The following is a 25,067-nucleotide window of genomic DNA, read 5'->3' as shown; positions in this document are numbered from 1 at the left end:
CCATGACCGGCGCCGCCAACGCACTGTCCATCGACGCACCGGTCTGCCGGTACGTCGAGCTGGACAGCTTCACCGACACCCTGCCCGCCCAGGTGCTGTCGGAAGAAGAGCGCGCACGCGCCGAGAACCTGCGCTTTCCCGTCGACCGGCAGCGCTTCGTGGCGGCCCATGTCGCGCTGCGCCAGGCGCTGTGCGCGTACACGGGCCTGGCGCCCGACGCACTGACGCTGGCCACCGGCGCCTTCGGCAAGCCGTCGCTCGCGGGCCACCCGCGCACCCAGTTCTCGCTGAGCCACAGCCAGGGCCTGGCGCTGATCGCCATCGGCGGGCGCGGCCCGCTGGGCGCCGACGTCGAGCTGCTGCGCCCGATGCCGGACGCTGACGACCTGGCGGCGGCGCATTTCACGCGGCGCGAACAGGAGGCACTGGCCGCCCTGCCCGCCGACGAACGCGACCGCGCCTTCCTGACCTGCTGGACCCGCAAGGAAGCCTGCCTGAAGGCCATCGGCGTGGGCCTGCTGGTGTCGCCGCAGAGTTTCGACGTGGGCCTGGCCCCGGACAGCCGCAGCGTCGAGCTGCCGGTGGCCGGCCGCATCCTCGTGCTGGCGCTGGGGCCGGCGCCCGCGCGGGCGGACAGCGTGGGTTCGCTCGCCGAATGGCGCCATACCGAAGCCCGCGCGCGACCCTCGCAGGCCGACCCCGAAGGCCGCCGCATGCGCCCCCTGAATCCGCGCAAGGGGATGAGCGAAGCGCGATGCGCAGGGGGTGTCGCATGACCCTCTTCACGCCCCTCATGTTCGGACCGGCCTCGCGCCAGGTCTTCGGCGCGTTCCACGCGGCCGACGACGTCCGGGGCGAGCCCACCGCGGTGCTGCTGTGCCCGCCCTTCGGGCAGGAGGGCCTGCGCACCCACCGCTTCTTCAAGGTGCTGGCCGAACGCCTCGCGCGCGCCGGCATCGCCACGCTGCGCTTCGACTTCTACGGCTCCGGCGACTCGCCGGGCGACGAGAGCGAGGGCGAGCTCGACGGCTGGCGCCGCGACCTGTGCGCGGCGCACGAGGAACTGCGGCGGCACGCACCCCATGCCGCCATCGTGTGGATCGGCGCGCGGCTGGGCGCCACCCTGGCCGTGCTGGCCGCGCGCAACGGGCGCTGCGACCCGGCGCGGCTGGTGCTCTGGGAGCCGGTGATCGACGGGCCGGGCTACGCGCGCCTGCTGCGCGAACGGCACGTCGAGGCGATCGACACGACCTTCTGCATTCCCGACCTGTCCTGGCGCCGTCACCTCGCGCGGGACCCGGACGCACTGCCCGAGGAGGCGCTGGGCGTGCGTCTCTCGCCGGCGCTGCAGGCGCAGCTGCGCGCCCTCACGCCGCAGTCGCTGCCGCTCACGGCCCTGCACGACACCCTGGTGCTGGCCCCGCCCGACGACACGTCCACCGCGCAATGGGCGGCCGAGCAGCAGTCGCGCCACATGCCGGTGCGCCTGGCTTACCTGAGCCACCCGCTGGACTGGACGTCCGACCCCTTTCCCCACAGCGCGATGGTGCCGGCCGATGCGCTCAACCGCCTGCAGGGAGCCATCCATGAATGACATGACGCAGACCCCGGTGTGCTTCGGCCCCGGCAACGCACTGATGGGCATGCTCACCCTTCCCGCGCAGCGCGTGCCGGCGCCCGTCGCCTGCCTGATGTTCAACATGGGCGCGAACCACCGCGTGGGGCCGCGTCGCATCAACGTGAAGCTGGCGCACCTCCTGGCCGCGCGCGGCGTGGGCAGCCTGCGCTTCGACCTGGGCGGCATCGGCGACAGCGAGGCGCTGGACACCGGGCCCGACCTGCAGACGCGCGCGGTGCACAGCCTGCAGGCCGCCATGGACCTCGTGCAACGCATGCAGGGCATCGGCCAGTTCGCGACCGTGGCCATGTGCTCGGGCGTGGAGCACGCCATGTCGGCCGCCGCGGTGGACGCGCGCATGGTGGCGCTCTCGCTGTTCGACGGCTTTGCTTTCCCCCAGCGGCGCACGCGCTGGGAGCTCACGGTGCGCCGCGCGCTCGCGGCGCCGCTGCACCCGTCGTTCCCGGGCAAGGCGCGGCGCTGGGTGCTGCGCCATCTGCCGGGCAGCACGGTGGGCAAGCCGCTGCCGGGCTACTTCGTGGACCGGCGGCCGCCCAACGTCAACGCGATCTGGTTCGAAGCCACGATGAAGCGGCTGGTCGAACGCGAGGTGGCGGTGCAGCTGCTGTATTCGGGGTCGCTGCATGTCTGCGACCGCGACCGCGACCAGCTCGGCGCCCTGCGCCGCGAACCGTTCATGCAGGGCCTGCAGTACGAGTTCATGCGGGACGTGGACCACACCGTCTGCACGGTGAAGGGCCAGCAGCTCTTCCTGCAGTCCGTCGGCGACTGGGTCGTCGAGCACTGCCTGGCCACCGGCAGCCCGCAGCGGCAGGACCGCCCGGCGACAGGCACACCGCGCGCGATCCCGGCCACCCTCGCCGCGCCCTGAAACAACAACCGAAGCCAAGGAGATTGCCATGACATCCGCAACCCCAGCGAACCCGCGCGGCGAGCGCCTCCTCGCCACCGAGGGCGCCCGCGCCCTTCCCGGTGGCCGCTTCCGGTCGCGTGCCATGGCGCTGCTGCTGTCGCTCGGCTTGTGCGGCTGCGCACCCGGCTTCGGCACGCCGGGCCCGCTGCAGTCGGCCGACGGCACGGCCGGCGGCAGGATCGCGGCCATCACGCCGGAGCTGGTCCGCGCGCAACTCGCCGGCAACACGGGCATCCCGCCCGACGTGAAGGCGCTGTTCGGCCGGCCCGCGCCCTACACCATCGGGCCGGGGGACGTGGTGGGCATCACCGTCTACAACAATCCCGAGCTGCAGCCCAACCTGGGCGCGGTGATCGCGCAGCAGAGCGACCCGACCGGCGTCACCGTGGCGCCGGGCTTCATCGTCGATGCCGCGGGCGAGATCAGCTTTCCCTACATCGGCCGCACCCGGCTGCAGGGCCTGACGGAAAGCGGTGCGTCCGAGCTGATCGCCAAGCGCATCGGCAGCATCATCAAGGCACCGCTGGTGAGCGTGCGCATCCAGTCGTTCCGCAGCCAGCGCGCCTATGTCGAGGGCGAGGTCCGCACGCCGGGGCTGCAGATCTTCACGGACATCCCGATGACGCTGTCCGAGGCGCTCAACCGCGCGGGCAGCATCACCGCCGGGGGCGACCGTTCGCATGTGACGCTCACGCGCGGCGACCGCACGGTGGTCATCGACCTGATGCAGCTCAAGCGCTTCGGCGCCGACGCCAACAACATCCCGCTGCGCAACGGCGACATCGTGTACGTCGGCAGCCGGGACGACAGCCGCATCTACGTGATGGGCGAGATCCTGCGCCCCTCGGCGCTGCTGATGCGCAACGGCCGCATGAGCCTGAACGAGGCCCTCGGCGATGCGGGCGGGCCCGACCTGCTCACGGCCGACCCCGGGCAGATCTACGTGATCCGAAACTCGCCGCAGACGCCCGACACGCCGCAGATCTTCAGCCTGAACGCGAAGAACCCGGCCGCGCTCGCCCTGGCCGACCGCTTCGAGCTGCGGCCGCGCGACGTCGTCTATGTCGACCGCGTGCCGCTGGTCTCGTGGAACCGGGTCGCCAACCTGATCCTTCCCGCCGCCCAGGTGATCAACCTCGCGCGCGACACCGCCCGCAGCAGGTAGCTCTGCGCAGCGCCCCGGCCCGAACACGACAAAGAAGGTGAAGCCCATGAATGCGCGTTGGTACCCCCCGCTTCCCGCACCGTACAGCCCGGAACCCGAGCGCCCGCACTCGCGGTTCAAGGAATACGTCGATCTGATGCTGGACAACCGATGGCTGATTGCCTCGGTCACCGCCGCGGTGTTGGTGCTGGGCGCGGGCTACGCGCTCTTCGGGCCGCGCGTGTACGAAGCGAACGTGCTGATCCAGCTCGAGGATGCCGAACGCTCGCCCGGCGGCGCGGGCGATGCCGCGGTCAACGGCGTGGGCGTGAAGACGCCGACCTCGGGCGAGGCCGAGATCCTGAAGTCGCGCATGGTGCTCGGCCAGGCGATCGAGAACACCAAGCTGTTCATCAAGGCACGGCCGCACTACATCCCGGTCGTGGGCGCCTTCATCGCACGGCATTCGAAGACGCTGTCCAGGCCGGGCTTCCTCGGCATGCGCGGCTATGTGTCGGGCACCGAGCGGATCGCGGTCGCGCAGATGGACGTGCCGCCGGCCCTCGAGGGCAAGAAGTTCCTGCTGACCGCCGGCAAGGACGGCACCTACACCCTGACGCACCCCGACCTCGACACCCCGCTGCACGGCCGGGTCGGCGAGCCGCAGGACAGCTCGGTGCCGGGCGGCACGGTCCACCTGCTCGTGGCCTCGATCGACGCCCGGCCCGGCGGCGCCTTCGAGCTGACGCGGCATTCCACGCAGCTCACCATGCTCGAGCTGCAGCGCGAGCTGCGCGTGATCGAGAAGGGCAAGCAGTCCAGCGTGATCGACGTGAGCTGGCAGACCGACGATCGCGAGCACCTGGCAAACCTGCTCAACGAAGTGGCGCGCCTGTACATGCGCCAGAACATCGACCAGAAGACCGCGCAGGCCGAGCGCACGCTGAACTTCCTGGGCACCGAGCTGCCCAAGTTCAAGCAGCAGCTGGAACAGTCCGAAGAGGCCTACAACCAGTACCGCAACCAGAACGGAACCATCAGCCTGGACGACGAGGCGCGCAACGCGCTGTCGCAGAACGTCGACCTGCAGGCCAAGCTGCTCGACGCGCGCCAGAAGCGCCTGGACCTGGCAAGCCGCTTCACCAGCCAGCACCCGATGCTGATCACGCTCGACGCGCAGATCGCCTCGTTGCGCAAGGAGCTGGGCGGCGTGGACAACCGCATCCGCCGCATGCCGATGCTGCAGCAGAACTCGCTGCGCATGCAGCGCGACATCAAGGTCAACACCGAGCTCTATTCGTCGCTCTTGAACAGCTCGCTGCAGATGCGCCTGGCCCGCGAAGGCCGCATCGGCAACGTGCGCGTGCTCGACCAGGCACTGTCGCCCGAGAAGCCGGTGCGGCCCAAGGCGGTGATCGTGATGGCGCTGGCGCTGGTCGTGGGGCTGTTCCTGGGCGCGGTCACGTCGGTGCTTCGCAAGGTGCTCAAGAACACGGTCGCCACCCCCGACGAGATCGAGATGCGCACCGGCCTGAACGTCTACAGCACGATCGCACTCAGCACGCGGCAGGGCACGCTCGACCGCGCCATCCGCCAGGGCAAGCCCGGCGTGAAGCTGCTGGCGGCCTCGCATCCGGACGACCCGGCGCTCGAAGGCGTGCGCAGGCTGCGCACCGCGCTGGGCTTCCTGATGGCGGGCGCGCAGAACAACCGCATCCTGCTGACCAGCGCCACGCCGGGTGCGGGCAAGACCTTCCTGTCGGCGAACTTCTCGGCCGTGCTGGCGGCCTCCGGCAGGCGCGTGCTGCTGATCGACGCCGACATGCGCCGCGGCAAGCTGGCGAGCCAGTTCGGGCTCAAGGCGACCACCGGCCTGTCGGAGCTGATCGCCGGCACCGCCACGCTCGCGCAAGCGGTGCATGCGCAGGTGCTGCCGCACCTGGACGTGATCACCACCGGCAAGCTGCCGCTCGATCCGGCCACGATGATGGGTTCCACTGCGTTCACGCGGTTGCTGGAGACCCTCTCGGCGCTGTACGACGCCGTGGTCATCGATGCCCCGCCGATCCTGCTGGCGACCGAGACCGTGGCGATGTCACCGGACGTGGGCACCCTGATGCTCGTGGCCCGCGCCGGCGACAGCGAGCTGGGCGACCTGGTGGAGAGCGCGAAGCGGCTGGCGCACGTGGGCGCGGCGTTCCACGGCGTGGTGCTCAACGCGCAGGACGCGCGGCAACGCCACAACGCCTACGGCTACGACTACGGGCCCTACGGCCTGCCGCCGAACATCTATCCGCCCGCGCTGGGGCACACCCCCCGCGCCGAACCGGAGCGCGCGACATCATGAGCACGCACCTTTCACGCACGCCGCACCGCAGCACCGCCGCGCGCCCCGTGCCGGTGGGCGGCTCGCGGCTCCTGCAGGCCGCCAAGCGCGCCATGGACATCCTCCTGGCGGGCGCCTTCTTCCTGTTCCTGGGCTGGGCCTACGCGCTGATCGCCCTCGGCGTGCTGCTGACCTCGGGCGGCCCGGCCATCTACGTGCAGCCGCGCTACGGCCGCGACGGGCGGATCTTCCGCTTCTACAAGTTCCGCACCATGGCGCCCGACGCCGATGCCCTGCTGGCCCGCCACCTGCGCGAGAACGACGCGGCGCGGCGCGAATGGGAGAAGTTCCAGAAGCTCGAGCACGACCCGCGGATCACCCGCTTCGGCGCCTTCCTGCGCCGCTACAGCATTGACGAGTTTCCGCAATTCTGGAACGTGCTCAAGGGCGACATGAGCATGGTCGGCCCGCGCCCCTGCATGTTTGCGCAGAAGGAGCTCTACGGCCCGTACTGGGCGTACTACTGCGCCGTGCGCCCGGGCATCACGGGCCTGTGGCAGATCAGCGGACGCAACGAGGTGAGCTACCGCCGCCGCGCGGCCATGGACGCCGAGTACGTCGCCACGCTGTCGCTGCTGCGCGACGTGGTGATCCTGCTGAAGACCTTCCGCGTCGTGCTCGGGGCGCGCGGTTCGCGCTGAAACCCGCAGTCCCCTCTTCCTTCACTGAAAGAACGCCATGCGAATCTATGTTGCAGGTCATCGCGGAATGGTCGGCCAGACGCTCACGAGGCGCCTGGGCGAACTCGGCCACGAGGTCGTGACGCGCAGCCACGCCGAGCTCGACCTGCTCGACCAGGCGGCCGTTGCGCGCTTCTTCGCGACCGAGCGCATCGACCAGGTCTACGTGGCGGCGGCCAAGGTCGGCGGCATCCACGCCAACATGACCTACCCCGCGCAGTTCATCTACGAGAACCTGCTGATCGCGGCGAACCTCACGCACCAGGCCTTTCTCGCCGGCGTCAAGCGGCTGCTGTTCCTCGGCTCGAGCTGCATCTACCCGCGCCTGGCCGAACAGCCGATCCGCGAAGAGGCCCTGCTCACCGGCAAGCTCGAGCCCACCAACGAGCCCTACGCGATCGCCAAGATCGCGGGCATCAAGCTGTGCGAGAGCTACAACCGGCAGTACGGCGCCACGCACGGCGTCGACTTCCGCAGCGTGATGCCGAGCAACCTCTACGGCCCCGGCGACAACTACCACCTGGAGAACAGCCACGTGGTGCCGGCGCTGATCCAGCGCTTTCACCTGGCCAAGATCAGCCGCACGCCGAGCGTGCTGATCTGGGGCAGCGGCCGGGCACGGCGCGAATTCCTCTACGTGGACGACATGGTCGAAGGCTGCCTGGACGTGATGAACCTGTCGCGCGCCGCCTACGACCAGCACACCGATCCGATGCGCGGCCACATCAACCTCGGCACGGGCGAGGACGTCTCGATCGCCGAGCTGGTGGAGCACATCCGCGAGGTCGTGGGCTACGAGGGCAGCATCCACTACGACCTGGCCCAGCCCGACGGCGCACCGCGCAAGCTGCTGGACGTGTCGCGCGCGGCCAGCTTCGGGTGGCGTGCCACGGTGCCGCTGGCCGAAGGGCTGCGCCGCACCTATGCGGACTACCAGACCGCGCGCCGGACCGCCGCTGAGGCCGAGCACGCCTGAAGCAGAAACGGACCTCGCCATGAGAACCCTCGTCTTCTGGTCCGGCATCGTCTGCGCCGCACTGTGCGGGCTGATCGATCCTGTCTGGGGCTACGGGGTGGTGTTCGTGCTGACGGTGGTGCAGCTGTCGATGCTGGGCACCGCCAGCGACAGCGTGTTCCTGCTGATCCATTACACGGCGGTTCTCATCTACTTCTCGCTGGCGCCGGCGATGCAGATCGCGACCGACACCGACTTCTGGGAGGTCGGCATCGTCGGCCAGGCCGCGCACACGCAGGGGCTGATGCTCGTGCTGCTGTACATGGCCGGCGTGGAAGCCGCACGGCTGGGCCTGCCCGAGCCGCCCGCCGCGCCCCGGCCGGCGCAGCGCGCGCTCATTGCCGGCGTCGCCCACCCCTTCCTGCTGCTGGCCTGCCTGGAGGTGGCGTTCGCCATGCTCTTCCTGCGCCCCGACATGAACTTCACGGCGCGCGGCGTGATTTCCGAAGAGGAGGCCGCGCCGGTCCAGTACATCGTCTATTCCACGCTGCCCAAGCTCATGGTGTTGCTGTGCTGCGTGGCACTCGCGATCCACGCCACGCGCCAGCGCACGCTGTGGGCCTGGTGCGTCGCGGGCCTCGCGTTCGCGCTGGCCGCCATCGCCGCGAACCCGGTCAACACGGCGCGCCAGGTCATCCTGATCGGGCTGCTGCCGCTGCTCATCCATGCCCTGGGGCGGCGCCACCGGTGGACGCTCGCCATCGTGATCTTCGGCGCCATCGCGGGCCTGGGCCCGGTGCTGAACCTGATCTCGCGGGACGCCATGTGGGGCGCGGAGCTGGCGTCGTACCCCTTCAGCCAGGACTTCGACGCGATGTTCGTCGTCGCGGGCATCCTGGAGCGTGCGCCCTCGCCCGATCTGGGCTACGGGCGCTACCTGCTCTCGGCCTTCTCCTTCATCCTGCCGCGCGAACTGAAGATGTTCCCGGGCTACGACCCGCTCGGCTGGCCGGCCGTGCTGGGCAACTTCTCGCAGAGCAACCTGTCGCTGCCGCCCTTCACCACCGCCTACTTCGACTTCGGCCTGGCGGGCCCGGCCCTGCTGGGCTTCGCGGTCTCGGCGCTCTTTCGCGTCGTCGACAAGGCCGTCGATCCGCAACGCACGCTGACGACCGGCTACCTGTGCGCGCTGGTGCTGCTGGCGGCCTACGTGCCGTTCCTGCGCGGACCGATCCTGGGCTGGGGACCGTTCGCCGTCTCGGGGCTGGTCGCGGCCGTCGTCGCCGGCAGCCTCGCGGCGTGGTTCCGCAGGCCCGCCCCCCGACCGGCACGCGCCAGCCTGCCGACCGCATGAGAACGCACGCACCCGGGAGCGACCATGGCCACCTACCTCTTCTACGACACCATCCGGCTCAACGCGTCGGCGGGCGGGGTGCTGAACGTGTCCGAGGTGCTGCTCGAGAGCATGCGCGATGCGCCGGAGCACGAGGTGCAGCCGGTCAGCGAGCGCCATCCGCACCTGTACGCGGCCGCGCGGCGGCTGAAGATCAGCCGCTTCATCCTCGACACGCTGCTCTACAACGTCCACCTGCTGCGCGGGTGGCTGCGCGGGGAGCGCGTGTACTCGCTGTTCCCGAACTACTTCCTGCCGTTCTCGCTGCTGGCGCCCTTCGGCCGCCATCGGGATTCGATTGTGGTGGTGCACGACGTGCAGTACAAGTCGTACCCGCAGTACTTCACCGCGCGCAAGCGCCTGTGGCTCGACTGGAACCTGCACCGCGTCGCGCGCAGCGCCGCCGACGTGGTCTTCATCAGCCGCAGCAGCCAGGAAGATTTCGAGCGGCACTTCGGACGCTGCGCGCACCCGGCGGTGATCTTCAATCCCGTGGATGCGGGCGCCGCCAGGGAGCGCGCCGACAGCACGGCCGCGCCCGGCGGGCGCTACCTGATCGCGGCCTACCACTACTACCCGCACAAGAACTTCGAAGGCATCCTGAAGCTCTTCGTGCGCATGAAGCGCCAGGGCCTGATCGACTACCTCGACATCACCGGCAACGGCGCCAGGGAGGTCGAACGCATGATCTCGGCCATGGCGCCCGCGTTCCGCGCCTGCGTGCGGCACCGGGGGCTGGTGTCGCGGGACGAGCTCCTGCGGCTGTACCGGGGCGCGACGGCCTTCATCTCGCTGTCCACCTTCGAGGGCTTCAACCTGTCGGCCGCCGAGGCGGCCACGCTGGGCGTGCCGCTGCTGCTCTCGGACCTTCCGGTGCACCGGGAGCTCTTCGCGGGCTACGCGTTCTTCATCGGCAATGAATTCGTCGGCCTCGGCAGCATCGAGCGCTACCTGGCCGCCCACCAGCGCACGCGCCCCGCATGGTCGCTCTCGCGGGCCTGCACGCCGGGCGCGGTGGCCGCGAGCTACCTCACGCTGAAGCGCGGCGACGCGTCGCTGGCGAGGGCCACGCCATGACGAACCGCGCACAGTCCCTGCTTCGCACGCTCGCGCTGCTGGCGCTCGGGCTGGCCGGATGGGCGCAGCCCGCCGTCGCCACACCGCCCGAAACGCCGGGCGCACCGGGCTTCGGCGTGATGGTGCATTACCTGCCCGACAAGCAGTCCATCGCCGGCATCGGGCGCTTCGACGTCGACGCCTTCGCCGCTTCGCTCGCGGAGATGCGCGCCAGCCATCTCATCCTCACGCTCGGGCAGAACAACGGCCAGTTCATCGCGCCGAACGCCGCCCTCGAAGCGCTGTGCCCGCGCAGCGCCGCGCACCGTTCACCGCGCGACCTGCCGATGGAGATCGGCCGCGCGCTGCGCCGCCACGGCATCGCGCTGATCCTCTACCTGCCGTTCCGCGCGCCGCAAGGGGATGCCTACCTGATGGAGTGCCTGGGCGATGTCTCCGAACAGCTGCCACCGCCGCAGCGCTTCATCGCGGCCTGGTCGACCGTGATCGAGCACTGGTCGCAGCGCTACGGCGCGCTCGCCACGGGCTGGTGGTTCGACGGCGTCTACAACACGACGGGCATGACGACGCGCGACTGGGACCGGTTCTGCGCGGCCGCGCGCAGCGGCGCCCCCACCCGGTGGCTGGCCTTCAATGCCGGCGAGGGGGCGGCGCGCTTCAGCCTCAAGAGCGCGCCGTGCCAGAACCTCATGGCGGGCGAGTACCTGCAGCCCGCCGCACGCCTGGCCTCGCCGCCCTCCGAACTCCGGCTGCATGTGCTGACGCCGCTGGGCGCCTCCTGGGCCCAGCCGAGCGCACCGCGCTTCTCGGCCGCGCAGCTGCGCAGCTGGATCGGCGACGCGAACGCGCGGGGCGGAATGCTCACGCTCGACATGCCGCTGGACGCCGACTTCCACTTTCTTCCCGCCCACGTCGCGCTGGTACGCAGCGCCACCGCGCCGCGGCCCTGACCCGTACCAACCCGCTTGCCCGACCATGGACCACGCCCTCCCCTTCATCGTTGTGGAAGACCGCCAGAACACGGCCCTGCGCCTGTGCTGCGAATCCGCGGCCATGGCGCAGGAGCCGCTGGTCGTCCTGTCGGACACCGACGCCGGCCCGGCGTACGAACGCTTCTGCCAGGCCTACGTGCACCTGTCGAGCAACACGCCGGCGTTCGAGAAGATCTGCTTCCGGCGCTACTTCCTCCTGGCGAACCATCTCGCAGCGCACCCCGATTGCCGCGCCTTCGTGCTGATCGACAGCGACGTGCTGCTGTTTCAAGGCGTCGGCGCGCACATTGCACGCCTGGTGGGCAAGGCCGACTTTTCCGGCTCCAGCATCCTGCCCACGGACGGCTGGAACCCCTGCCAGATCTCGCCGCACGTGAGCTACTGGACGGCGGCCGGCCTACAGGACTTCGTCGCCTGCCTCCTGCGCATGTACAGCACGCCCGCGGGCCTGCACCAGCTGCGCGAGATCGCCGAGCGCTTCGCGACCCGCAGCGTGCGCGGCGGGGTGTCCGACATGACGCTGCTGTACCTGTGGGCACAGGCCAGCGGCAACACCGTGCCGATCAACCGGGTGTTCGACGGCCAGGTGATCGACCACAACGTCAACGGCGGCACCAACCACTTCGTGCGCGAGTTCCGCGTGCGCGGCGGCGCCAAGCGCCTGGCCTTCATCGACGGCCAGCCCTGCCTGCAGACGCCGGCGGGCGACACGGTGCGCGTGCTCGCGCTGCACTTCCAGGGCGCCGCCAAGCTGGCGATGCAGCCCGCGCTGCATCGCCGCGTGTACACGGTCGCAGCGCTGACCTGGGCACTGCAGATGGCGCGCCGGGCCAAGAACAACGCGCACCGGATCGCGTCGCGCGCGCGCCGCATGGCCGACACCCTGGGCTTTGCGGATGCGCCAACACCGAAGCACCCCGCGGACGGGAGCACGCCATGAAGCACGCCGCCGGCACCTCGTTCGCCCTGCCCGGCGCCCGCTTGGCGCAGCGCCTGGGCCTGGGGGCGCTCGCGTCGCGGCTGTATGTGTACCTGTCGGGTTTCCTGGCGATCTTCCTGATCGCGGCGCAGGTGGCGCCCGCGCGCTTCGGCGAGTACTCCGTTTACCAGTCGGTGCTCGAAGTGGCGCTGGTCGTGGGCACGCTGGGCAGTTCGCTGCTGTTCTCGCGCAATGCCGCGAGCGTGCCGCCCCGGGTGACGCGCGGCGACCTGGTGCGCACGCTGGCGATCGGGCTGCCGCTGGCCGCACTGCTCGCGGCCGGCGTCGTGGGCGCGCAGCGCCTGCCGGTGGCCGGTGCGCCCTTCATGCTGATCGTGCTGTCGCTCGCGGTCTTCGCCTTCAACAGCCTGCGCCTGTCGTACAGCCGGGGCCTGGGCCATGCGGGCCTGCTCAACCTGGAGTCGGGCGTGCGCGCGACCGTGCTGGTGCTGGGCGTGGCGACGCTCGCTGCGCTCGGCCTGGAGATCGGCGTGGCGCACCTGCTCGCCATCAATCTGCTGGCCTTGGTGCTCGTGGGCGCGGCCATCTTCCTGCCGGCGAACGGCGCGGCGCCGCCGGCCGGGCCGCCCGTGCTGGCGCTCGCGTCGCAGGCCAGCGCCACGGTGTATGCGCTGCTGACCTTCCTGCTGCGCAAGTCAGACCTGCTGCTGGTGGCGCTCTTCATGCCGCTGGGCTATGTGGGCGCGTTCAAGCTGGCCTTTCTGCTTGCGGAGGCGCCCTCGCAGTTCGTGCAGGCCTTTCTCGTCACGAAGACGCCGGCGATGCTGGACGCCAACGCGGCCAACCTGACGATCGAGAAGCTGCGGCTGGCACGGCATTCGTTCCTGCTCGGCTGCGTGCTCTTCGTGGGGCTGGCGGGCCTGATGGCGGTGGCCGCGCCGCTGCTCAAGCTCGGCCCCGAGGCGCGCGACATCTTCGTGTGCATCGCGCCGTACTTCCTGCTGAGGACCTACACGGTCCATCACGAAACGATGCTCTCGCTGAACGCCACGATGGGCTCGCTCGGATGGTGGACGCTGCTGGAGTTCGCGCTGCGGCTGGCCTCGTATGGCGTCGTGATCGCGCTCTTTCCGGACAAGCCGCACTACGTCTTCTTCATCGCCTTCGTCACCGACTTCGTGCTGTACGAGCTGCGCATGCGCGCGCTGTTCGGTTTCTTTCCGATCGTGCGCCTGCTGCGCCCGGTCATGGGGAGGTCGCCGTGAAGATCCTGCTGTACTCGATGAACTTCGCGCCCGAGCTGGCCGGCATCGGCAAGTACTCGGGCGAGATGGCCGACTGGCTCCAGGCCCAGGGCCATGACGTGCGCGTGATCGCGGCGCCGCCCTTCTTCCCGCACTGGGCGGTGTTCGAGGGCCATTCGGCCTGGGCCTATCGCAAGACCACCGGGCGCAACGGCCTCACGGTCTGGCGCGCGCCCACCTGGGTGCCTTCGCAGCCGCGTGCGCTGGCGCGCGTGGCACACCTGTGCTCGTTCATGCTGTCGAGCATGCCGCTGCTGCTGGCGCAGGCACGCTGGAAGCCCGACCTTGTGTTCGTCGTGGAGCCGCCTCTTTTCTGCGCGCCCGCGGTGCTGTGCTTCGCGAAGCTGCTCGGCATCAGGTCGTGGCTGCACATCCAGGACTTCGAAGTCGATGCGGCGTTCGGCCTGGGCCTCGTGCGCGGCGCGGGCATGCGGCGCGTCGCGCTGTCGCTCGAACGATGGCTGCTGTCGAGGTTCGACCGCGTCTCGACCATCTCGGCGGCCATGGTCGACAAGGCCAGGAGCAAGGGCATCTGCGAAGGCCGGCTGGTTCTCTTTCCGAACTGGGTGGACATCTCGGCGATCCGCCCCGCTCCCCGCGTGGCCAGCGGCTACAGGACCGAACTGGGCATTGCGCCTGATGCCGTGGTCGTGCTCTATGCGGGCAGCCTGGGCGCCAAGCAGGGCATCGAACTGCTGGCCGAGGCCGCGGGCCTGCTGGCCGACCGGCGGAACATTCACTTCGTCATCTGCGGCAACGGCCCGAGCCGCGGCCCGCTGATGTCGGCCTGCGCCGGCCTGGACCGCGTGCACTTTCTCGACCTGCAGCCCGCTGAACGGCTCAACGAATTGCTGGGCATGGCCGACATCCACGTGCTGCCGCAGCGCGCCGATGCCGCCGACCTCGTGATGCCCTCGAAGCTGGCCGGCATGTTCGCGAGCGGCAAGGCCGTGATCGCCACGGCGCACCCGGGCACCGAACTCGCCCGCGTGGTCGCGGACCGTGGCGTCGTGGTGCCCCCGGGCGATGCGGCCGTGCTGGCCGACGCGATCGCGCAGCTCGCGTGCTCGCCGGGCCTGCGCCAGGCGCTCGGTGCGGCGGGCCGCGCGTTCGCGCAGACGGAACTCGACCAGGACGCCATCCTGTCGCGCCTCGAACAAGAGCTGCTTCGCTGCGTGGCGGACCGAGGCACGGCCACGCCATCCCCACTGCGCGAGTCCCAACCATGACCCACTCAAAGATTCTCGTGACGGGTGGCGCCGGCTTCGTCGGAAGCCACGCCTGCGTGGCGTTGATCGCGGCCGGCTACCTGCCGGTGGTGCTGGACACGCTGGTCAACAGCGACCCGCGTTCGCTGGAGCGCGTGGCACGCATCTGCGGCGTGCAGCCGCAGCTCGTGCGCGGCGACGTGCGCGACGCGGCGGTGCTCGACCGCGTGTTCGCCGAGCACGGGGTCGACGCGGTGCTGCATCTGGCGGGGCTGAAGGCGGTCAGCCGCTCGGTGAGCGACCCGCTCGGCTACTACGACGTCAACGTGGCGGGCAGCCTCGCGCTGGCGCGTGCCATGGAGCGTGCCGGCGTGCGCACGCTGATCTTCTCGTCCTCGGCCACGGTCTACGGCGACATCCCGCGCTCGCCGATACGGGAAAGCGCGTCGTACGCGGCCGTCAACCCCTACGGGCGCTCCAAGGTGATGGTGGAGCGCATGCTCGCGGACCTCGCGCGCTCCGATCCGCGCTGGGGCATCGCGTGCCTGCGTTTCTTCAACCCGATCGGCGCGCACGAGAGCGGCCTGCTGGGCGAACACCCGCAGGGACCGCCCGACAACCTGGTGCCGTATGTCTCGCAGGTCGCGGTGGGCGAGCGCGGGCACGTCGTCGTGCACGGCAACGACTACGAGACGCACGACGGCACCGGTGTGCGCGACTACGTGCACGTGATGGACGTGGCCGAAGGCCATGTGGCGGCCCTGCGGTACGCGACGCTGCATCGGGGCCTGCTCACGGTGAACCTGGGCACGGGGCACGGCGCCTCGGTGCTCGACGTGATCGCGGCCTTCGAACGCGCATGCGGGCACCGCATCGCGGTGCACATCGGTCCGCGCCGTCCCGGCGACGCCCCGGCCTACTGGGCGGACGTGCAGCACGCCCAGGACCGGCTGGGCTGGCGCGCGCAGCGCAGCCTGGACCAGATGTGCGCCGACAGCTGGCGCTGGCAGCTGGCGAACCCGCGCGGCTTCGACGAACCGGTGCCGGGCTTCCCGGTCCGCGCCGCCGACGGCGCCGCACCGACCGCCGTTCCTCACTCACTTCAACCGGGGCAAGAACATGGCTGAAAACACGCTCACACCCTCTGGCGACCCCACCCCCGCCGTGATGGCGCCGCGCCGCCCGGGCCCGTCCGCCCCCGTGTGCGCGCCCGCCGCGAGGCTGTGGCCGGACTTCATGACGGGCCAGGAAAAATCGCCGGTGCGCGTGCTGCTCATCGACGACGACGAGTACATGCGCCGGGTGATCGCCCAGGAGTTGCTGTCGGACCTGCGCATCCAGCTCGAAGGCCAGGCCGACAGCATCCGCGAGGGGCGCAAGCTCTTGGCCACGCATGCGTTCGACGTGCTGATGGTCGACCTGCGGCTCAGCGACGGCATGGGCTTCGAGCTGATCGCCGAGGCGCGCCGCCACCATGGCAACGGCGAGATCATCGTGATCTCCGCGCTCGAGGACGATGCCCACGTGCTGCGCGCCTTCGAGCTGGGCGCCACGGGCTATCTGCTGAAGAACGCCTGGCTGCAGAGCTTCGCCGACGCGGTGCTGCATGTGGTGAACGGCGGCGCCGTCATCACGCCGCGGCTCGCGCGGCGCCTGCTGCACCGCCTGAACCACCAGCCCCGCGAGCCGCAGCCCGCCGACGACGCATCGCCGCTGCGCGACACGACGCTGACACCGCGCGAGAGCCAGGTCCTTCGCCACGTGGCGTCGGGCTACGTCTCGGCGGAGATCGGCGCCAAGCTCGGCATCACCGGCCAGACGGTCAACGTGCACATCAAGAGCATCTACAAGAAGCTGCATGTGCATTCGCGCGCCCAGGCGGTGAACCTCGCCGTCCACACGGGCCTGATCTGAGCGGCACGCCCTCGAAGCGATCCGGTTCGTCACCCACTGCACACACAAAGGCTGGTCACCATGAACACCCCCACCATTCATCCCGTGGTCCTGTGCGGCGGCAGCGGCACGCGGCTGTGGCCGCTGTCGCGCAAGGCCTTTCCCAAGCAGTTCGCACCGATCGTGGGCAACAAGAGCCTGCTGCACCTCACGCTCGAACGGCTCGCGACCCTGAACCGGACGATCACCTGCGTCGCGTCGGAAGAGCACCGCTTCCTGGTGCGCGAGGCGATCGAGAACGCGCACGCGCAGGGCCGCCAGATCCTCGAGCCCGTGCCCCGCAACACGGCCGCCGCCATGGCCGCGGCCGCGCTGCTGGCCGAGCCCGACGACCTGCTGCTCTTTGCGCCCGCGGACCACCACATTCCCGACGTGGCGCTGTTCGAGGCCACGATGCGCAGCGGCGTCGAAGCAGCGCTGGCAGGCAAGATCGTCACCTTCGGCATCGCGCCCAGCTTTCCGAGCACGGCCTACGGGTACATCGAGGCGGCCGGGGCCACGGGCCATGGCCCCAGCCACGCGGTGGCGCGCTTCGTCGAGAAGCCGACGGCGGCGGTGGCACAAACGCTGATCCTGCAAGGCAACTACTGCTGGAACGCGGGCATCTTCCTGGTCCAGGCACGCACGCTGGTCGCGGCACTGCGCACGCATGCGCCCGACATCCTCGCCACCTGCGAACGCGCGACCGCCGCGGTGTCGGTCGACGGCAGCTTCGTGCGGCTGGACCGCGAGGCCTTCGAAGGCTGCCGCAGCGACAGCATCGACTACGCGGTGCTCGAAAAGCACGCCGACGTCGCGGTGGTGCGCTTCGAGGGTGCCTGGAGCGACGTGGGCAGCTGGAACGCCGTGGCCCAGCTGCACCCGGCCGACGAGGCGGGCAACCGCGTGAGCGGCGCGGGCAGCGTGCTGAATTCGCGCAACACCTTCGTGCATGCGCCGCACCGGCCCGTGGTAGCGCTCGGCACCGAGGACCTGATCATCGTGGACACGCCGGACGCGGTGCTGGTCGCGGGCGCGGACTGCGCCGAACAGGTGGCCGAGGTGGTGCGTATGCTGGCGCGCGAGGGCACGGTCGAGGCCACCGAGCATCGCCGCGTGGTGCGGCCCTGGGGCGCCTACGACAGCATCGACACCGGCGAGCGCTTCCAGGTGAAGCACCTGACCGTCAAGCCCGGCGGCAAGCTGTCGCTGCAGATGCACCACCACCGCGCCGAGCACTGGATCGTCGTCAAGGGCACGGCCAAGGCCACGCGCGGCGGCGAGGTGCTGCTGGTGCGGGAGAACGAGTCGATCTACCTGCCCTCGGGCACCATCCACCGGCTGGAGAACCCCGGCAAGACGATGCTGGAAGTGATCGAGGTGCAGACCGGCAGCTACCTCGGCGAAGACGACATCGTGCGCTTCGACGACACCTACGGCCGCTGCCCCGCGGCCGAGAAGCGCGAGGCACTCGCGTTGCAAGCGGCCCTGCAGCCCACGGCCGAACGCGGCGTCGATGCGCCGGCCTGACCCGTCCCTTCCCTTCCTCTCACCTCATTGAAGCCATGAAAAAACGTGCTGTCGTCACTGGCATTACCGGACAGGACGGGGCGTACCTGGCCGAGCTGCTGCTGGGCAAGGGCTACACCGTCTACGGAACCTTCCGCCGAACCAGTTCGGTGAACTTCTGGCGCATCGAGTCGCTCGGCATCCAGGACCATCCGGAGCTTCATCTCGTGGAGTACGACCTGACGGACCTGGGCAGTTCGATCACGCTCATTCGCGATGCGCAGCCCGACGAGGTCTACAACCTGGCGGCGCAGAGCTACGTGGGCGCGAGCTTCAACCAGCCCGAAGCCACCACGAACATCAACGGACTGGGCACCCTCCACCTGCTCGACGCGATCCGCCTGACGGACCGCGGCATCAGGTACTACCAGGCCTCGACGTCGGAGATGTTCGGCAACGTCCAGGCCATTCCGCAGAAGGAAAACACGCCCTTCTATCCCCGCAGCCCGTATGGCGTCTCCAAGCTCTTCGCCCACTGGATGACGATGAACTACCGCGAGAGCTACGGGCTCTTCGCTTGCTGCGGCATCCTCTTCAACCACGAGAGTCCGTTGCGCGGCCGCGAATTCGTGACACGCAAGGTCACCGACGCGGCGGCCAAGATCCGGCTCGGCAAGCTCGATGTACTCACGCTGGGCAACATGGACGCCAAGCGCGACTGGGGCTATGCGAAGGAATACGTCGATGGCATGTGGCGCATGCTGCAGGCCGACAAGCCGGACAACTACGTGCTCGCCACCAACCGCACGGAAACCGTGCGGGATTTCGTCGACATGGCCTTCAGGGCCGCGGGCTACGAACTCCGGTTCGAAGGATCGGCGCAGGAAGAGGTCGCCATCGACCGCGAGACCGGCAAGGTCCTCGTGAGGATCGACCCGAAGTTCTATCGCCCGGCGGAGGTGGAACTGCTCATCGGCGATGCGTCGCATGCCAGGAGGACGCTGGGCTGGGAGCCGCGGACGACGCTGGAGGAGCTGTGCGCGATGATGGTGGAGGCCGACTTGCAGCGAAACCGCGAAGGCCGGTCCTTCTGAGCGCAGCGGCGGGTCGGGCCACATGGCTGCACCATCTTGAATTGCACCGAGATTTACACAGGACAAACGAAAACGGCACCTGATGGTGCCGTCTGTCGTAGGTCTGAAATGGTGGGCGGTGGAGGCTTCGAACCTCCGACCCCAGCAGTGTGAATGCTGTGCTCTACCCCTGAGCTAACCGCCCTGAGACACTGCTTTTGAGTTCAGTGTCTTGAACACGTATCGCGTTGTGCGAAGCCTCAGATTATGCCATAGCTTTTCAGCTGTTTTGGCGAAATAAAGTTTTTCCGCCGCTGGATTTGTCGAGTTGCGACAACACGGCCTCGTGCGCGCTGAGTTCATGCTCGGCCGCCGCGATCACCGGCAGCTCGAACTGGCTCAGGTCGATGGCCACGACCGTCGTGCCCTGCGCGGGTTCGTTCGAGGCCACGTCGATCAGCAGGGCGTCCTGCCCGCGCGTGAGGTTGATGTAGACGTCGGCGAGCAGCTGCGCGTCGAGCTTGGCGCCGTGGAAGGTGCGGTTCGAGCGGTCGACACCGAAGCGGTCGCACAGCGCGTCGAGCGAATTGCGCTTGCCCGGGTAGACCAGCTTGGCCATGGCCAGCGTGTCGGTCACTTCGCTCACGAAGGTCTTGAGCGGCGGCAGGCCGGCGCGCTCGAATTCCTTGTTGAGGAAGCCGACGTCGAAGGCCGCGTTGTGGATGATCAGCTCGGCGTCGCGCAGGTACTCGATGATGTCCTTGCCCAGCGTGGCGAACTTCGGCTTGTCGCGCAGGAAGTCGGTGGTCAGCCCGTGGACCTTGAGCGCGTCCTCGTGGCTCTCGCGCTCGGGGTTGAAGTAGATGTGCAGGTCGTTGCCGGTGAGCTTGCGCGCGAACAGCTCCACGCAGCCCAGCTCGATGATGCGGTCGCCGTTCTCCGCAGACAGGCCCGTGGTTTCCGTATCGAGAACGATCTGGCGACTCATGCGTGCCCCCTGTCTCGGCACTTCGTGTCCTCGCCGCCCCCCGAGGGGGTGCGAGCTTGCTTGGGGCGGCCCGGCGCTGCGCTCATCAGTGGTTTTCCTTGGCGTGGTTGATCGAGTACTTCGGAATCTCGATCGTCACATTCTCCTGCGCCAGGATCGACTGGCAACTCAGGCGCGACTGCGGCTCCAGGCCCCAGGCACGGTCGAGCAAATCTTCTTCGCCCTCTTCCGCTTCGTTCAGCGAGTCGAAGCCCGCGCGCACGATCACGTGGCAGGTGGTGCAGGCGCAGCTCATCTCGCAGGCGTGCTCGATGTTGATGTCGTGGTCGAGCAGGGCCTCGCAGATCGAGGTGCCGGCCGGCGCGGTGATCTCGGCGCCTTGCGGGCAGTACTCGGGATGCGGGTAGATCTTGATCGTGGGCATGAAATGGTTCTGTCTACAGGGATTCGACCTTGCGGCCTGCGAGCGCGCGTGCAATGCCCGCGTTCATGCGCTGGGCGGCGAAGGCCTCGGTGTCGTTGGCCAGCGCCTTCGTAGCGGCTTCGATCACGGCGGCTTCGTTGCTGCTCTTGGCAACGTCGCGCAGCCGTGCCATCGAAGCGTCGATGGCGGCGCGTTCCTCGTTGCTCAGCAGATCGCCGTCGGCATCGAGCGCGCTCTGCGTCGCCAGCAGCATGCGGTCGGCATCGACGCGCGATTCGACCAGCGCACGGGCCTGCATGTCCTGCTGAGCGGTGGAGAAGCTCTCCTGCAGCATGGTCGCGATCTGGTCGTCCGACAGGCCGTACGAGGGCTTGACCGCCACGCTGGCCTCGACGCCGCTGCCCTGCTCCTTGGCACTCACGCTCAGCAGGCCGTCGGCGTCGACGGTGAAGGTCACGCGAATGCGCGCCGCACCGGCCGCCATCGGCGGGATCCCGCGCAGCGTGAAGCGTGCGAGGCTGCGGCAGTCGGACACCAAGTCGCGCTCGCCCTGCACCACGTGCAGCGCCAGCGCCGTCTGGCCGTCCTGGTAGGTCGTGAAGTCCTGCGCCATCGCGGTCGGGATGGTCTGGTTGCGCGGCACAATGCGCTCGACCAGGCCGCCCATGGTCTCGATGCCGAGCGACAGCGGGATCACGTCGAGCAGCAGCAGTTCGCCCGCGCCGTTGTTGCCGGCGAGCTGGTTGGCCTGGATCGCGGCGCCGAGCGCCACGACCTCGTCGGGGTTCAGGTTGATCAACGGCTCGCGGCCGAAATACGCAGCCACTGCGCTGCGGATCTGCGGCATGCGCGTGGAGCCGCCGACGAGCACGATGCCCTGCAATTCCTCGGGCTTGAGCTTCGCGTCGCGCAACGCCTTGCGCACGGCCGCAAGGGTGCGGTCGGTGAGCGCCTGCGTGGCGGCAAAGAACTGCGCGCGGGTCAGCGTGAACTCGGCATGGCCGCCCGCCAGCGCGGCGCTGAAGAGGGTCGAGTCGGCATCGGTCAGTGCTTCCTTGGCGGCGCGTGCGGCCACGAGCAGCGCGGCGCGGTCGTTGTCGCTGCCGGCCTGGCGGCCGGTCTGCGCGAGCACGAAGTCGGCGATGGCATGGTCGTAGTCGTCGCCGCCCAGGGCCGAATCGCCCCCCGTCGCGATCACTTCGAACACGCCCTGCGTGAGCCGCAGGATCGAGATGTCGAAGGTGCCGCCGCCCAGGTCGTAGACCGCGTAGACGCCTTCGCTCGCGTTGTCCAGGCCGTAGGCAATGGCGGCGGCGGTCGGCTCGCTGATGAGGCGCAGCACGTTCAGGCCCGCGAGCTGCGCCGCGTCCTTGGTCGCCTGGCGCTGGCCTTCGTCGAAGTACGCCGGCACTGTGATGACGGCGCCGTAGAGCTCGTCGTCGAAGGTGTCTTCGGCGCGGTAGCGCAGCGTGGCCAGGATTTCGGCGCTGATCTCGACGGGCGACTTCTCGCCGGCCGAGGTCTGCACCTTGACCATGCCGCCGTCGTCACCGCCGATGCGGTACGACATGGCATCGCGGTTCGCGATGTCGGCCAGGCCGCGGCCCATGAGCCGCTTGACCGAGGTGATGGTGTTGGCGGGGTCCTGCGCGCGCGCGGCCACGGCGTCGAAGCCGATCTGGCGGCGGTCGCCGTCGAGGTAGCGCACGGCCGAGGGCAGCAGCACGCGGCCCTGGTCGTCGGGCAGGCACTCGGCCACGCCGTTGCGCACCGAGGCCACCAGCGAATGCGTGGTGCCCAGGTCGATGCCCACGGCGATCCGGCGCTGGTGCGGGTCGGGCGCCTGGCCGGGTTCGGAAATCTGAAGAAGAGCCATAAGGGCCTATTGTCCCAACTGATCGATTTTGGTTTCGACGTCCTGCCCGAAGCGCTCAATGAACATGAGGGCTCTCACCTGCTGCACGGCGCCGGGGTAGTCGCCCTTTTCGTCGATCAGCCAGTCGAGCGACGAGAGTGCGCGGGCGCGCGTGGTTTCGACGTCCGCCTGCAGCAGTTCGACGGCGGCGATGTCGCGGGCGTCGTCGAGCGCTTCGCGCCACTCCATCTGCTGCATGAGGAAAGCGCCCGGCATCGCGGTGTTGTTCTCCGCGTTCAACGGCGCGCCGTTGAGCTCGCAGAGATAGCTCGCGCGACGGATCGGGTCCTTGAGGCGCTGGTAGGCCTCGTTGATGCGCACCGACCACTGCATGGCCACGCGCTGCGCGGCGGCGCCCTGCGCGGCGAAGCGGTCCGGGTGCGCCTCGCGCTGCAGCTCCTTCCAGCGCGCGTCGAGCACGGCGCGGTCCTGCGCGAAGGTCGCCGGGACGGCGAACAGTTGGAAGTCGGTGTCGTTCAGATTCATGGCAAGAAAAAACCGCCAGCACATGACATGGTGGCGGCTGTGGTCGCGGTCAGCGACGACGCATCAGATGCGAAAACTTTCGCCGCAGCCGCAGCGATCACGTTCGTTCGGGTTGATGAACTTGAAGCCCTCGTTCAGGCCTTCGCGCACGAAGTCGAGCTGCGTGCCGTCGATGTAGGCCAGGCTCTTCGGGTCGACCAGCACCTTCACGCCGTGGTCTTCGAACACCACGTCTTCAGGCGTGAACTCGTCGACGTACTCGAGCTTGTAGGCCAGGCCCGAGCAGCCGGTGGTCTTCACGCCCAGCCGCACGCCCACGCCCTTGCCCCGTTTGCCGAGGTAGCGGGTGACGTGGCGCGCAGCGGCTTCGGTCAGCGTGACGGCCATCTCAGTGAACAGCAGCTTCGGCGGTCGACTCGGGGGTCTTGGCGCCGTGCTTCGCCTTGTAGTCGCTCACGGCCGCCTTGATGGCGTCTTCCGCGAGGATCGAGCAGTGGATCTTGACCGGCGGCAGCGCCAGTTCTTCGGCGATCTGCGCGTTCTTGAGGGCTGCCGCTTCGTCGAGCGTCTTGCCCTTGACCCATTCGGTCACGAGCGACGACGAGGCGATGGCCGAGCCGCAGCCGTAGGTCTTGAAGCGTGCGTCTTCGATCACGCCGGTTTCGGGGTTGACCTTGATCTGCAGCTTCATCACGTCGCCGCAGGCCGGTGCGCCGACCATGCCGGTGCCTACCGAGTCGTCGCCCTTTTCGAAGGAACCGACGTTGCGGGGATTTTCGTAGTGGTCGATGACCTTGGAAGAATATGCCATGGTGTACCTCTCAAACTTTGTTCAATCGTGGAGCCTTGGGCTGGCCTGGGTCAGTGGGCCGACCACTGGATCGTGCTGATGTCGACGCCGTCCTGGAACATCTCCCACAGGGGGCTCAGCTCGCGCAGCTTGGCGACGTTGTGCTTGATGGTCGAGATGGCGTAGTCGATTTCTTCTTCGGTCGTGAAACGGCCGATGGTCATGCGCAGGCTGCTGTGGGCCAGCTCGTCGCTGCGGCCCAGGGCGCGCAGCACATAGCTGGGCTCCAGGCTGGCCGAGGTGCAGGCCGAACCCGACGACACCGCCAGGCCCTTGATGCCCATGATCAGCGACTCGCCTTCGACGTAGTTGAAGCTCATGTTCAGGTTGTGCGGCACACGGCGCTCGAGGTCGCCGTTGATGAAGACCTGTTCGACATCCTTCAGGCCGTCGAGCAGGCGCTTTTGCAGGCGCGCCGCATGGGCGATGTCGTCCTTCATCTCGAGCTTGGCGATGCGGTAGGCCTCGCCCATGCCGACGATCTGGTGCGTGGGCAGCGTGCCCGAGCGCATGCCGCGCTCATGGCCACCGCCGTGCATCTGCGCTTCGAGGCGGATGCGCGGCTTGCGGCGCACGTACAGCGCGCCGATGCCCTTGGGGCCGTAGGTCTTGTGCGACGCCAGGCTCATCAGGTCGATGGGCAGCTTCGTGATGTCGATGTCGATCTTGCCGGTGGCCTGGGCCGAGTCGACGTGGAAGATCACGCCCTTTTCGCGGCAGGCATTGCCCAGCGCGACCACGTCCTGGATCACGCCGATTTCGTTGTTCACGAACAGCACGCTGGCCAGGATGGTGTCGGGGCGGATGGCCGCCTTGAACTTGTCGAGATCGACAAGGCCGTTTTCCTCGACGTCGAGGTAGGTCACTTCGAAGCCCTGGCGCTCGAGTTCGCGCATGGTGTCGAGCACGGCCTTGTGCTCGGTCTTCAGGGTGATCAGGTGCTTGCCCTTGCCCTTGTAGAAGTGGGCCGCGCCCTTGAGCGCCAGGTTGATCGACTCGGTGGCGCCCGACGACCAGACGATTTCACGCGGGTCGGCGTTGATCAGGTCGGCCACCTGGCCGCGCGCCTTCTCGACCGCCTCTTCGGCTTCCCAGCCCCAGGCGTGGCTGCGCGATGCCGGGTTGCCGAAATGTTCGCGCAACCAGGGAATCATGGCGTCGACCACACGCGGGTCGACCGGCGTGGTGGCGCCGTAATCGAGATAGATCGGAAAATGAGGAGTGACGTCCATGGCTGGCTCGGGCTGGCGTGGGGGGTT

The 25,067-nt window shown here is 69.1% G+C and carries 24 protein-coding genes and 1 tRNA gene; 17 read left to right on the top strand and 8 right to left on the bottom strand.

Annotated elements, in window-relative coordinates:
* Positions 1–2: 2 nt before the first annotated feature.
* Genes FFI97_RS32970 through gmd form a run of 17 tightly spaced genes read left to right on the top strand, consistent with a single transcriptional unit; the run spans position 3 to position 19,166 of the window.
* The gene (locus tag FFI97_RS32970; protein ID WP_139704927.1) at positions 3–776 is read left to right on the top strand and encodes a 4'-phosphopantetheinyl transferase family protein; all 774 of its coding nucleotides are present in this window, start codon (positions 3–5) and stop codon (positions 774–776) included.
* Entirely contained in the window at positions 773–1,594 is an 822-nt protein-coding gene (locus tag FFI97_RS32965) for a serine aminopeptidase domain-containing protein (protein WP_139704929.1), read from the top strand. Before FFI97_RS32970 ends, FFI97_RS32965 begins: the two co-directional genes overlap by 4 nt.
* The gene (locus FFI97_RS32960) at positions 1,587–2,510 is read left to right on the top strand and encodes a hypothetical protein (protein WP_062473263.1); all 924 of its coding nucleotides are present in this window, start codon (positions 1,587–1,589) and stop codon (positions 2,508–2,510) included. Before FFI97_RS32965 ends, FFI97_RS32960 begins: the two co-directional genes overlap by 8 nt.
* A gap of 28 nt (positions 2,511–2,538) precedes the next feature.
* Positions 2,539–3,717, top strand: coding sequence for a polysaccharide biosynthesis/export family protein (locus tag FFI97_RS32955; RefSeq protein WP_062473261.1), 1,179 nt, complete (start codon positions 2,539–2,541; stop codon positions 3,715–3,717).
* A 46-nt stretch (positions 3,718–3,763) separates the two neighbouring features.
* Complete coding sequence (locus FFI97_RS32950) at positions 3,764–6,043, top strand: polysaccharide biosynthesis tyrosine autokinase (RefSeq protein WP_070061038.1); 2,280 nt, start codon at positions 3,764–3,766, stop codon at positions 6,041–6,043.
* Positions 6,040–6,723: a sugar transferase gene (locus FFI97_RS32945; protein WP_139704931.1), complete on the top strand. Its 684-nt coding sequence runs from the start codon at positions 6,040–6,042 to the stop codon at positions 6,721–6,723. Before FFI97_RS32950 ends, FFI97_RS32945 begins: the two co-directional genes overlap by 4 nt.
* A 37-nt stretch (positions 6,724–6,760) precedes the next feature.
* Positions 6,761–7,738 (top strand): GDP-L-fucose synthase family protein, encoded by a 978-nt coding sequence (locus FFI97_RS32940; RefSeq protein WP_139704932.1) that lies wholly within the window; start codon positions 6,761–6,763, stop codon positions 7,736–7,738.
* Between the two features lie 19 nt (positions 7,739–7,757).
* A complete protein-coding gene (locus tag FFI97_RS32935; RefSeq protein WP_139704934.1) occupies positions 7,758–9,071 on the top strand; it encodes a hypothetical protein in 1,314 nt (437 codons plus the stop codon).
* Between the two features lie 24 nt (positions 9,072–9,095).
* Positions 9,096–10,187 (top strand): glycosyltransferase, encoded by a 1,092-nt coding sequence (locus FFI97_RS32930; protein WP_139704936.1) that lies wholly within the window; start codon positions 9,096–9,098, stop codon positions 10,185–10,187.
* Positions 10,184–11,137 carry a hypothetical protein gene (locus FFI97_RS32925; protein ID WP_139704937.1) on the top strand — a complete coding sequence of 318 codons (954 nt, stop codon included), beginning with the start codon at positions 10,184–10,186 and terminating at the stop codon, positions 11,135–11,137. The genes FFI97_RS32930 and FFI97_RS32925 overlap by 4 nt, the downstream gene beginning before the upstream one ends.
* Before the next feature lie 25 nt (positions 11,138–11,162).
* Entirely contained in the window at positions 11,163–12,119 is a 957-nt protein-coding gene (locus tag FFI97_RS32920) for a hypothetical protein (RefSeq protein WP_139704940.1), read from the top strand.
* The gene (locus FFI97_RS32915; RefSeq protein WP_139704941.1) at positions 12,116–13,384 is read left to right on the top strand and encodes a polysaccharide biosynthesis protein; all 1,269 of its coding nucleotides are present in this window, start codon (positions 12,116–12,118) and stop codon (positions 13,382–13,384) included. The genes FFI97_RS32920 and FFI97_RS32915 overlap by 4 nt, the downstream gene beginning before the upstream one ends.
* A complete protein-coding gene (locus tag FFI97_RS32910; RefSeq protein WP_139704943.1) occupies positions 13,381–14,652 on the top strand; it encodes a glycosyltransferase WbuB in 1,272 nt (423 codons plus the stop codon). The genes FFI97_RS32915 and FFI97_RS32910 overlap by 4 nt, the downstream gene beginning before the upstream one ends.
* The gene (galE, locus tag FFI97_RS32905; protein WP_139704945.1) at positions 14,649–15,758 is read left to right on the top strand and encodes a UDP-glucose 4-epimerase GalE; all 1,110 of its coding nucleotides are present in this window, start codon (positions 14,649–14,651) and stop codon (positions 15,756–15,758) included. Before FFI97_RS32910 ends, galE begins: the two co-directional genes overlap by 4 nt.
* 40 nt (positions 15,759–15,798) lie before the next feature.
* A complete protein-coding gene (locus FFI97_RS32900) occupies positions 15,799–16,545 on the top strand; it encodes a LuxR C-terminal-related transcriptional regulator (RefSeq protein WP_062473275.1) in 747 nt (248 codons plus the stop codon).
* A 60-nt stretch (positions 16,546–16,605) separates the two neighbouring features.
* Positions 16,606–18,093, top strand: coding sequence for a mannose-1-phosphate guanylyltransferase/mannose-6-phosphate isomerase (locus FFI97_RS32895; RefSeq protein WP_139704947.1), 1,488 nt, complete (start codon positions 16,606–16,608; stop codon positions 18,091–18,093).
* Between the two features lie 35 nt (positions 18,094–18,128).
* Positions 18,129–19,166 (top strand): GDP-mannose 4,6-dehydratase, encoded by a 1,038-nt coding sequence (gene gmd / locus FFI97_RS32890; protein ID WP_139704949.1) that lies wholly within the window; start codon positions 18,129–18,131, stop codon positions 19,164–19,166.
* A 109-nt stretch (positions 19,167–19,275) separates the two neighbouring features.
* Here gmd and FFI97_RS32885 read toward each other — a convergent pair.
* From FFI97_RS32885 to FFI97_RS32850, 8 genes are all read right to left on the bottom strand, one after another.
* A tRNA-Val gene (locus FFI97_RS32885) sits at positions 19,276–19,350 on the bottom strand.
* 75 nt (positions 19,351–19,425) lie between these two features.
* A complete protein-coding gene (dnaQ, locus tag FFI97_RS32880) occupies positions 19,426–20,133 on the bottom strand; it encodes a DNA polymerase III subunit epsilon (protein WP_095745690.1) in 708 nt (235 codons plus the stop codon).
* Between the two features lie 85 nt (positions 20,134–20,218).
* The gene (fdx, locus tag FFI97_RS32875) at positions 20,219–20,557 is read right to left on the bottom strand and encodes an ISC system 2Fe-2S type ferredoxin (RefSeq protein WP_070061051.1); all 339 of its coding nucleotides are present in this window, start codon (positions 20,555–20,557) and stop codon (positions 20,219–20,221) included.
* A 13-nt stretch (positions 20,558–20,570) separates the two neighbouring features.
* Positions 20,571–22,433, bottom strand: coding sequence for a Fe-S protein assembly chaperone HscA (hscA, locus tag FFI97_RS32870; RefSeq protein WP_139704951.1), 1,863 nt, complete (start codon positions 22,431–22,433; stop codon positions 20,571–20,573).
* 6 nt (positions 22,434–22,439) lie between these two features.
* Positions 22,440–22,958 (bottom strand): Fe-S protein assembly co-chaperone HscB, encoded by a 519-nt coding sequence (hscB, locus tag FFI97_RS32865; protein WP_139704953.1) that lies wholly within the window; start codon positions 22,956–22,958, stop codon positions 22,440–22,442.
* Positions 22,959–23,021: 63 nt separating this feature from the next.
* Positions 23,022–23,345, bottom strand: coding sequence for an iron-sulfur cluster assembly protein IscA (gene iscA, locus FFI97_RS32860; RefSeq protein WP_007828190.1), 324 nt, complete (start codon positions 23,343–23,345; stop codon positions 23,022–23,024).
* Position 23,346: 1 nt separating this feature from the next.
* Positions 23,347–23,769, bottom strand: coding sequence for a Fe-S cluster assembly scaffold IscU (iscU, locus tag FFI97_RS32855; RefSeq protein ID WP_062473231.1), 423 nt, complete (start codon positions 23,767–23,769; stop codon positions 23,347–23,349).
* Positions 23,770–23,819: 50 nt separating this feature from the next.
* A complete protein-coding gene (locus FFI97_RS32850; RefSeq protein WP_139704955.1) occupies positions 23,820–25,040 on the bottom strand; it encodes an IscS subfamily cysteine desulfurase in 1,221 nt (406 codons plus the stop codon).
* Between the last annotated feature and the right edge of the window lie 27 nt (positions 25,041–25,067).

It is taken from the genome of Variovorax sp. KBS0712 (assembly GCF_006323185.2).
Classification (GTDB): domain Bacteria; phylum Pseudomonadota; class Gammaproteobacteria; order Burkholderiales; family Burkholderiaceae_C; genus Variovorax; species Variovorax boronicumulans.
Note: the sequence above shows the minus strand (reverse complement) of the source record. Positions and strands in the feature narration are given on the sequence as shown.

Coding starts and splice junctions, on each gene's coding strand:
- FFI97_RS32945 (WP_139704931.1), top strand. CDS start 6,040: ATGAGCACGCACCTTTCACGCACGCCGCACCGCAGCACCGCCGCGCGC.
- fdx (WP_070061051.1), bottom strand. CDS start 20,557: ATGCCCACGATCAAGATCTACCCGCATCCCGAGTACTGCCCGCAAGGC.
- FFI97_RS32915 (WP_139704941.1), top strand. CDS start 12,116: ATGAAGCACGCCGCCGGCACCTCGTTCGCCCTGCCCGGCGCCCGCTTG.
- FFI97_RS32895 (WP_139704947.1), top strand. CDS start 16,606: ATGAACACCCCCACCATTCATCCCGTGGTCCTGTGCGGCGGCAGCGGC.
- iscU (WP_062473231.1), bottom strand. CDS start 23,769: ATGGCATATTCTTCCAAGGTCATCGACCACTACGAAAATCCCCGCAAC.
- FFI97_RS32930 (WP_139704936.1), top strand. CDS start 9,096: ATGGCCACCTACCTCTTCTACGACACCATCCGGCTCAACGCGTCGGCG.
- FFI97_RS32925 (WP_139704937.1), top strand. CDS start 10,184: ATGACGAACCGCGCACAGTCCCTGCTTCGCACGCTCGCGCTGCTGGCG.
- FFI97_RS32960 (WP_062473263.1), top strand. CDS start 1,587: ATGAATGACATGACGCAGACCCCGGTGTGCTTCGGCCCCGGCAACGCA.
- FFI97_RS32950 (WP_070061038.1), top strand. CDS start 3,764: ATGAATGCGCGTTGGTACCCCCCGCTTCCCGCACCGTACAGCCCGGAA.
- FFI97_RS32970 (WP_139704927.1), top strand. CDS start 3: ATGACCGGCGCCGCCAACGCACTGTCCATCGACGCACCGGTCTGCCGG.
- FFI97_RS32940 (WP_139704932.1), top strand. CDS start 6,761: ATGCGAATCTATGTTGCAGGTCATCGCGGAATGGTCGGCCAGACGCTC.
- FFI97_RS32900 (WP_062473275.1), top strand. CDS start 15,799: ATGGCGCCGCGCCGCCCGGGCCCGTCCGCCCCCGTGTGCGCGCCCGCC.
- FFI97_RS32955 (WP_062473261.1), top strand. CDS start 2,539: ATGACATCCGCAACCCCAGCGAACCCGCGCGGCGAGCGCCTCCTCGCC.
- iscA (WP_007828190.1), bottom strand. CDS start 23,345: ATGGCCGTCACGCTGACCGAAGCCGCTGCGCGCCACGTCACCCGCTAC.
- FFI97_RS32850 (WP_139704955.1), bottom strand. CDS start 25,040: ATGGACGTCACTCCTCATTTTCCGATCTATCTCGATTACGGCGCCACC.
- FFI97_RS32935 (WP_139704934.1), top strand. CDS start 7,758: ATGAGAACCCTCGTCTTCTGGTCCGGCATCGTCTGCGCCGCACTGTGC.
- dnaQ (WP_095745690.1), bottom strand. CDS start 20,133: ATGAGTCGCCAGATCGTTCTCGATACGGAAACCACGGGCCTGTCTGCG.
- FFI97_RS32965 (WP_139704929.1), top strand. CDS start 773: ATGACCCTCTTCACGCCCCTCATGTTCGGACCGGCCTCGCGCCAGGTC.
- gmd (WP_139704949.1), top strand. CDS start 18,129: ATGAAAAAACGTGCTGTCGTCACTGGCATTACCGGACAGGACGGGGCG.
- FFI97_RS32920 (WP_139704940.1), top strand. CDS start 11,163: ATGGACCACGCCCTCCCCTTCATCGTTGTGGAAGACCGCCAGAACACG.
- galE (WP_139704945.1), top strand. CDS start 14,649: ATGACCCACTCAAAGATTCTCGTGACGGGTGGCGCCGGCTTCGTCGGA.
- hscB (WP_139704953.1), bottom strand. CDS start 22,958: ATGAATCTGAACGACACCGACTTCCAACTGTTCGCCGTCCCGGCGACC.
- hscA (WP_139704951.1), bottom strand. CDS start 22,433: ATGGCTCTTCTTCAGATTTCCGAACCCGGCCAGGCGCCCGACCCGCAC.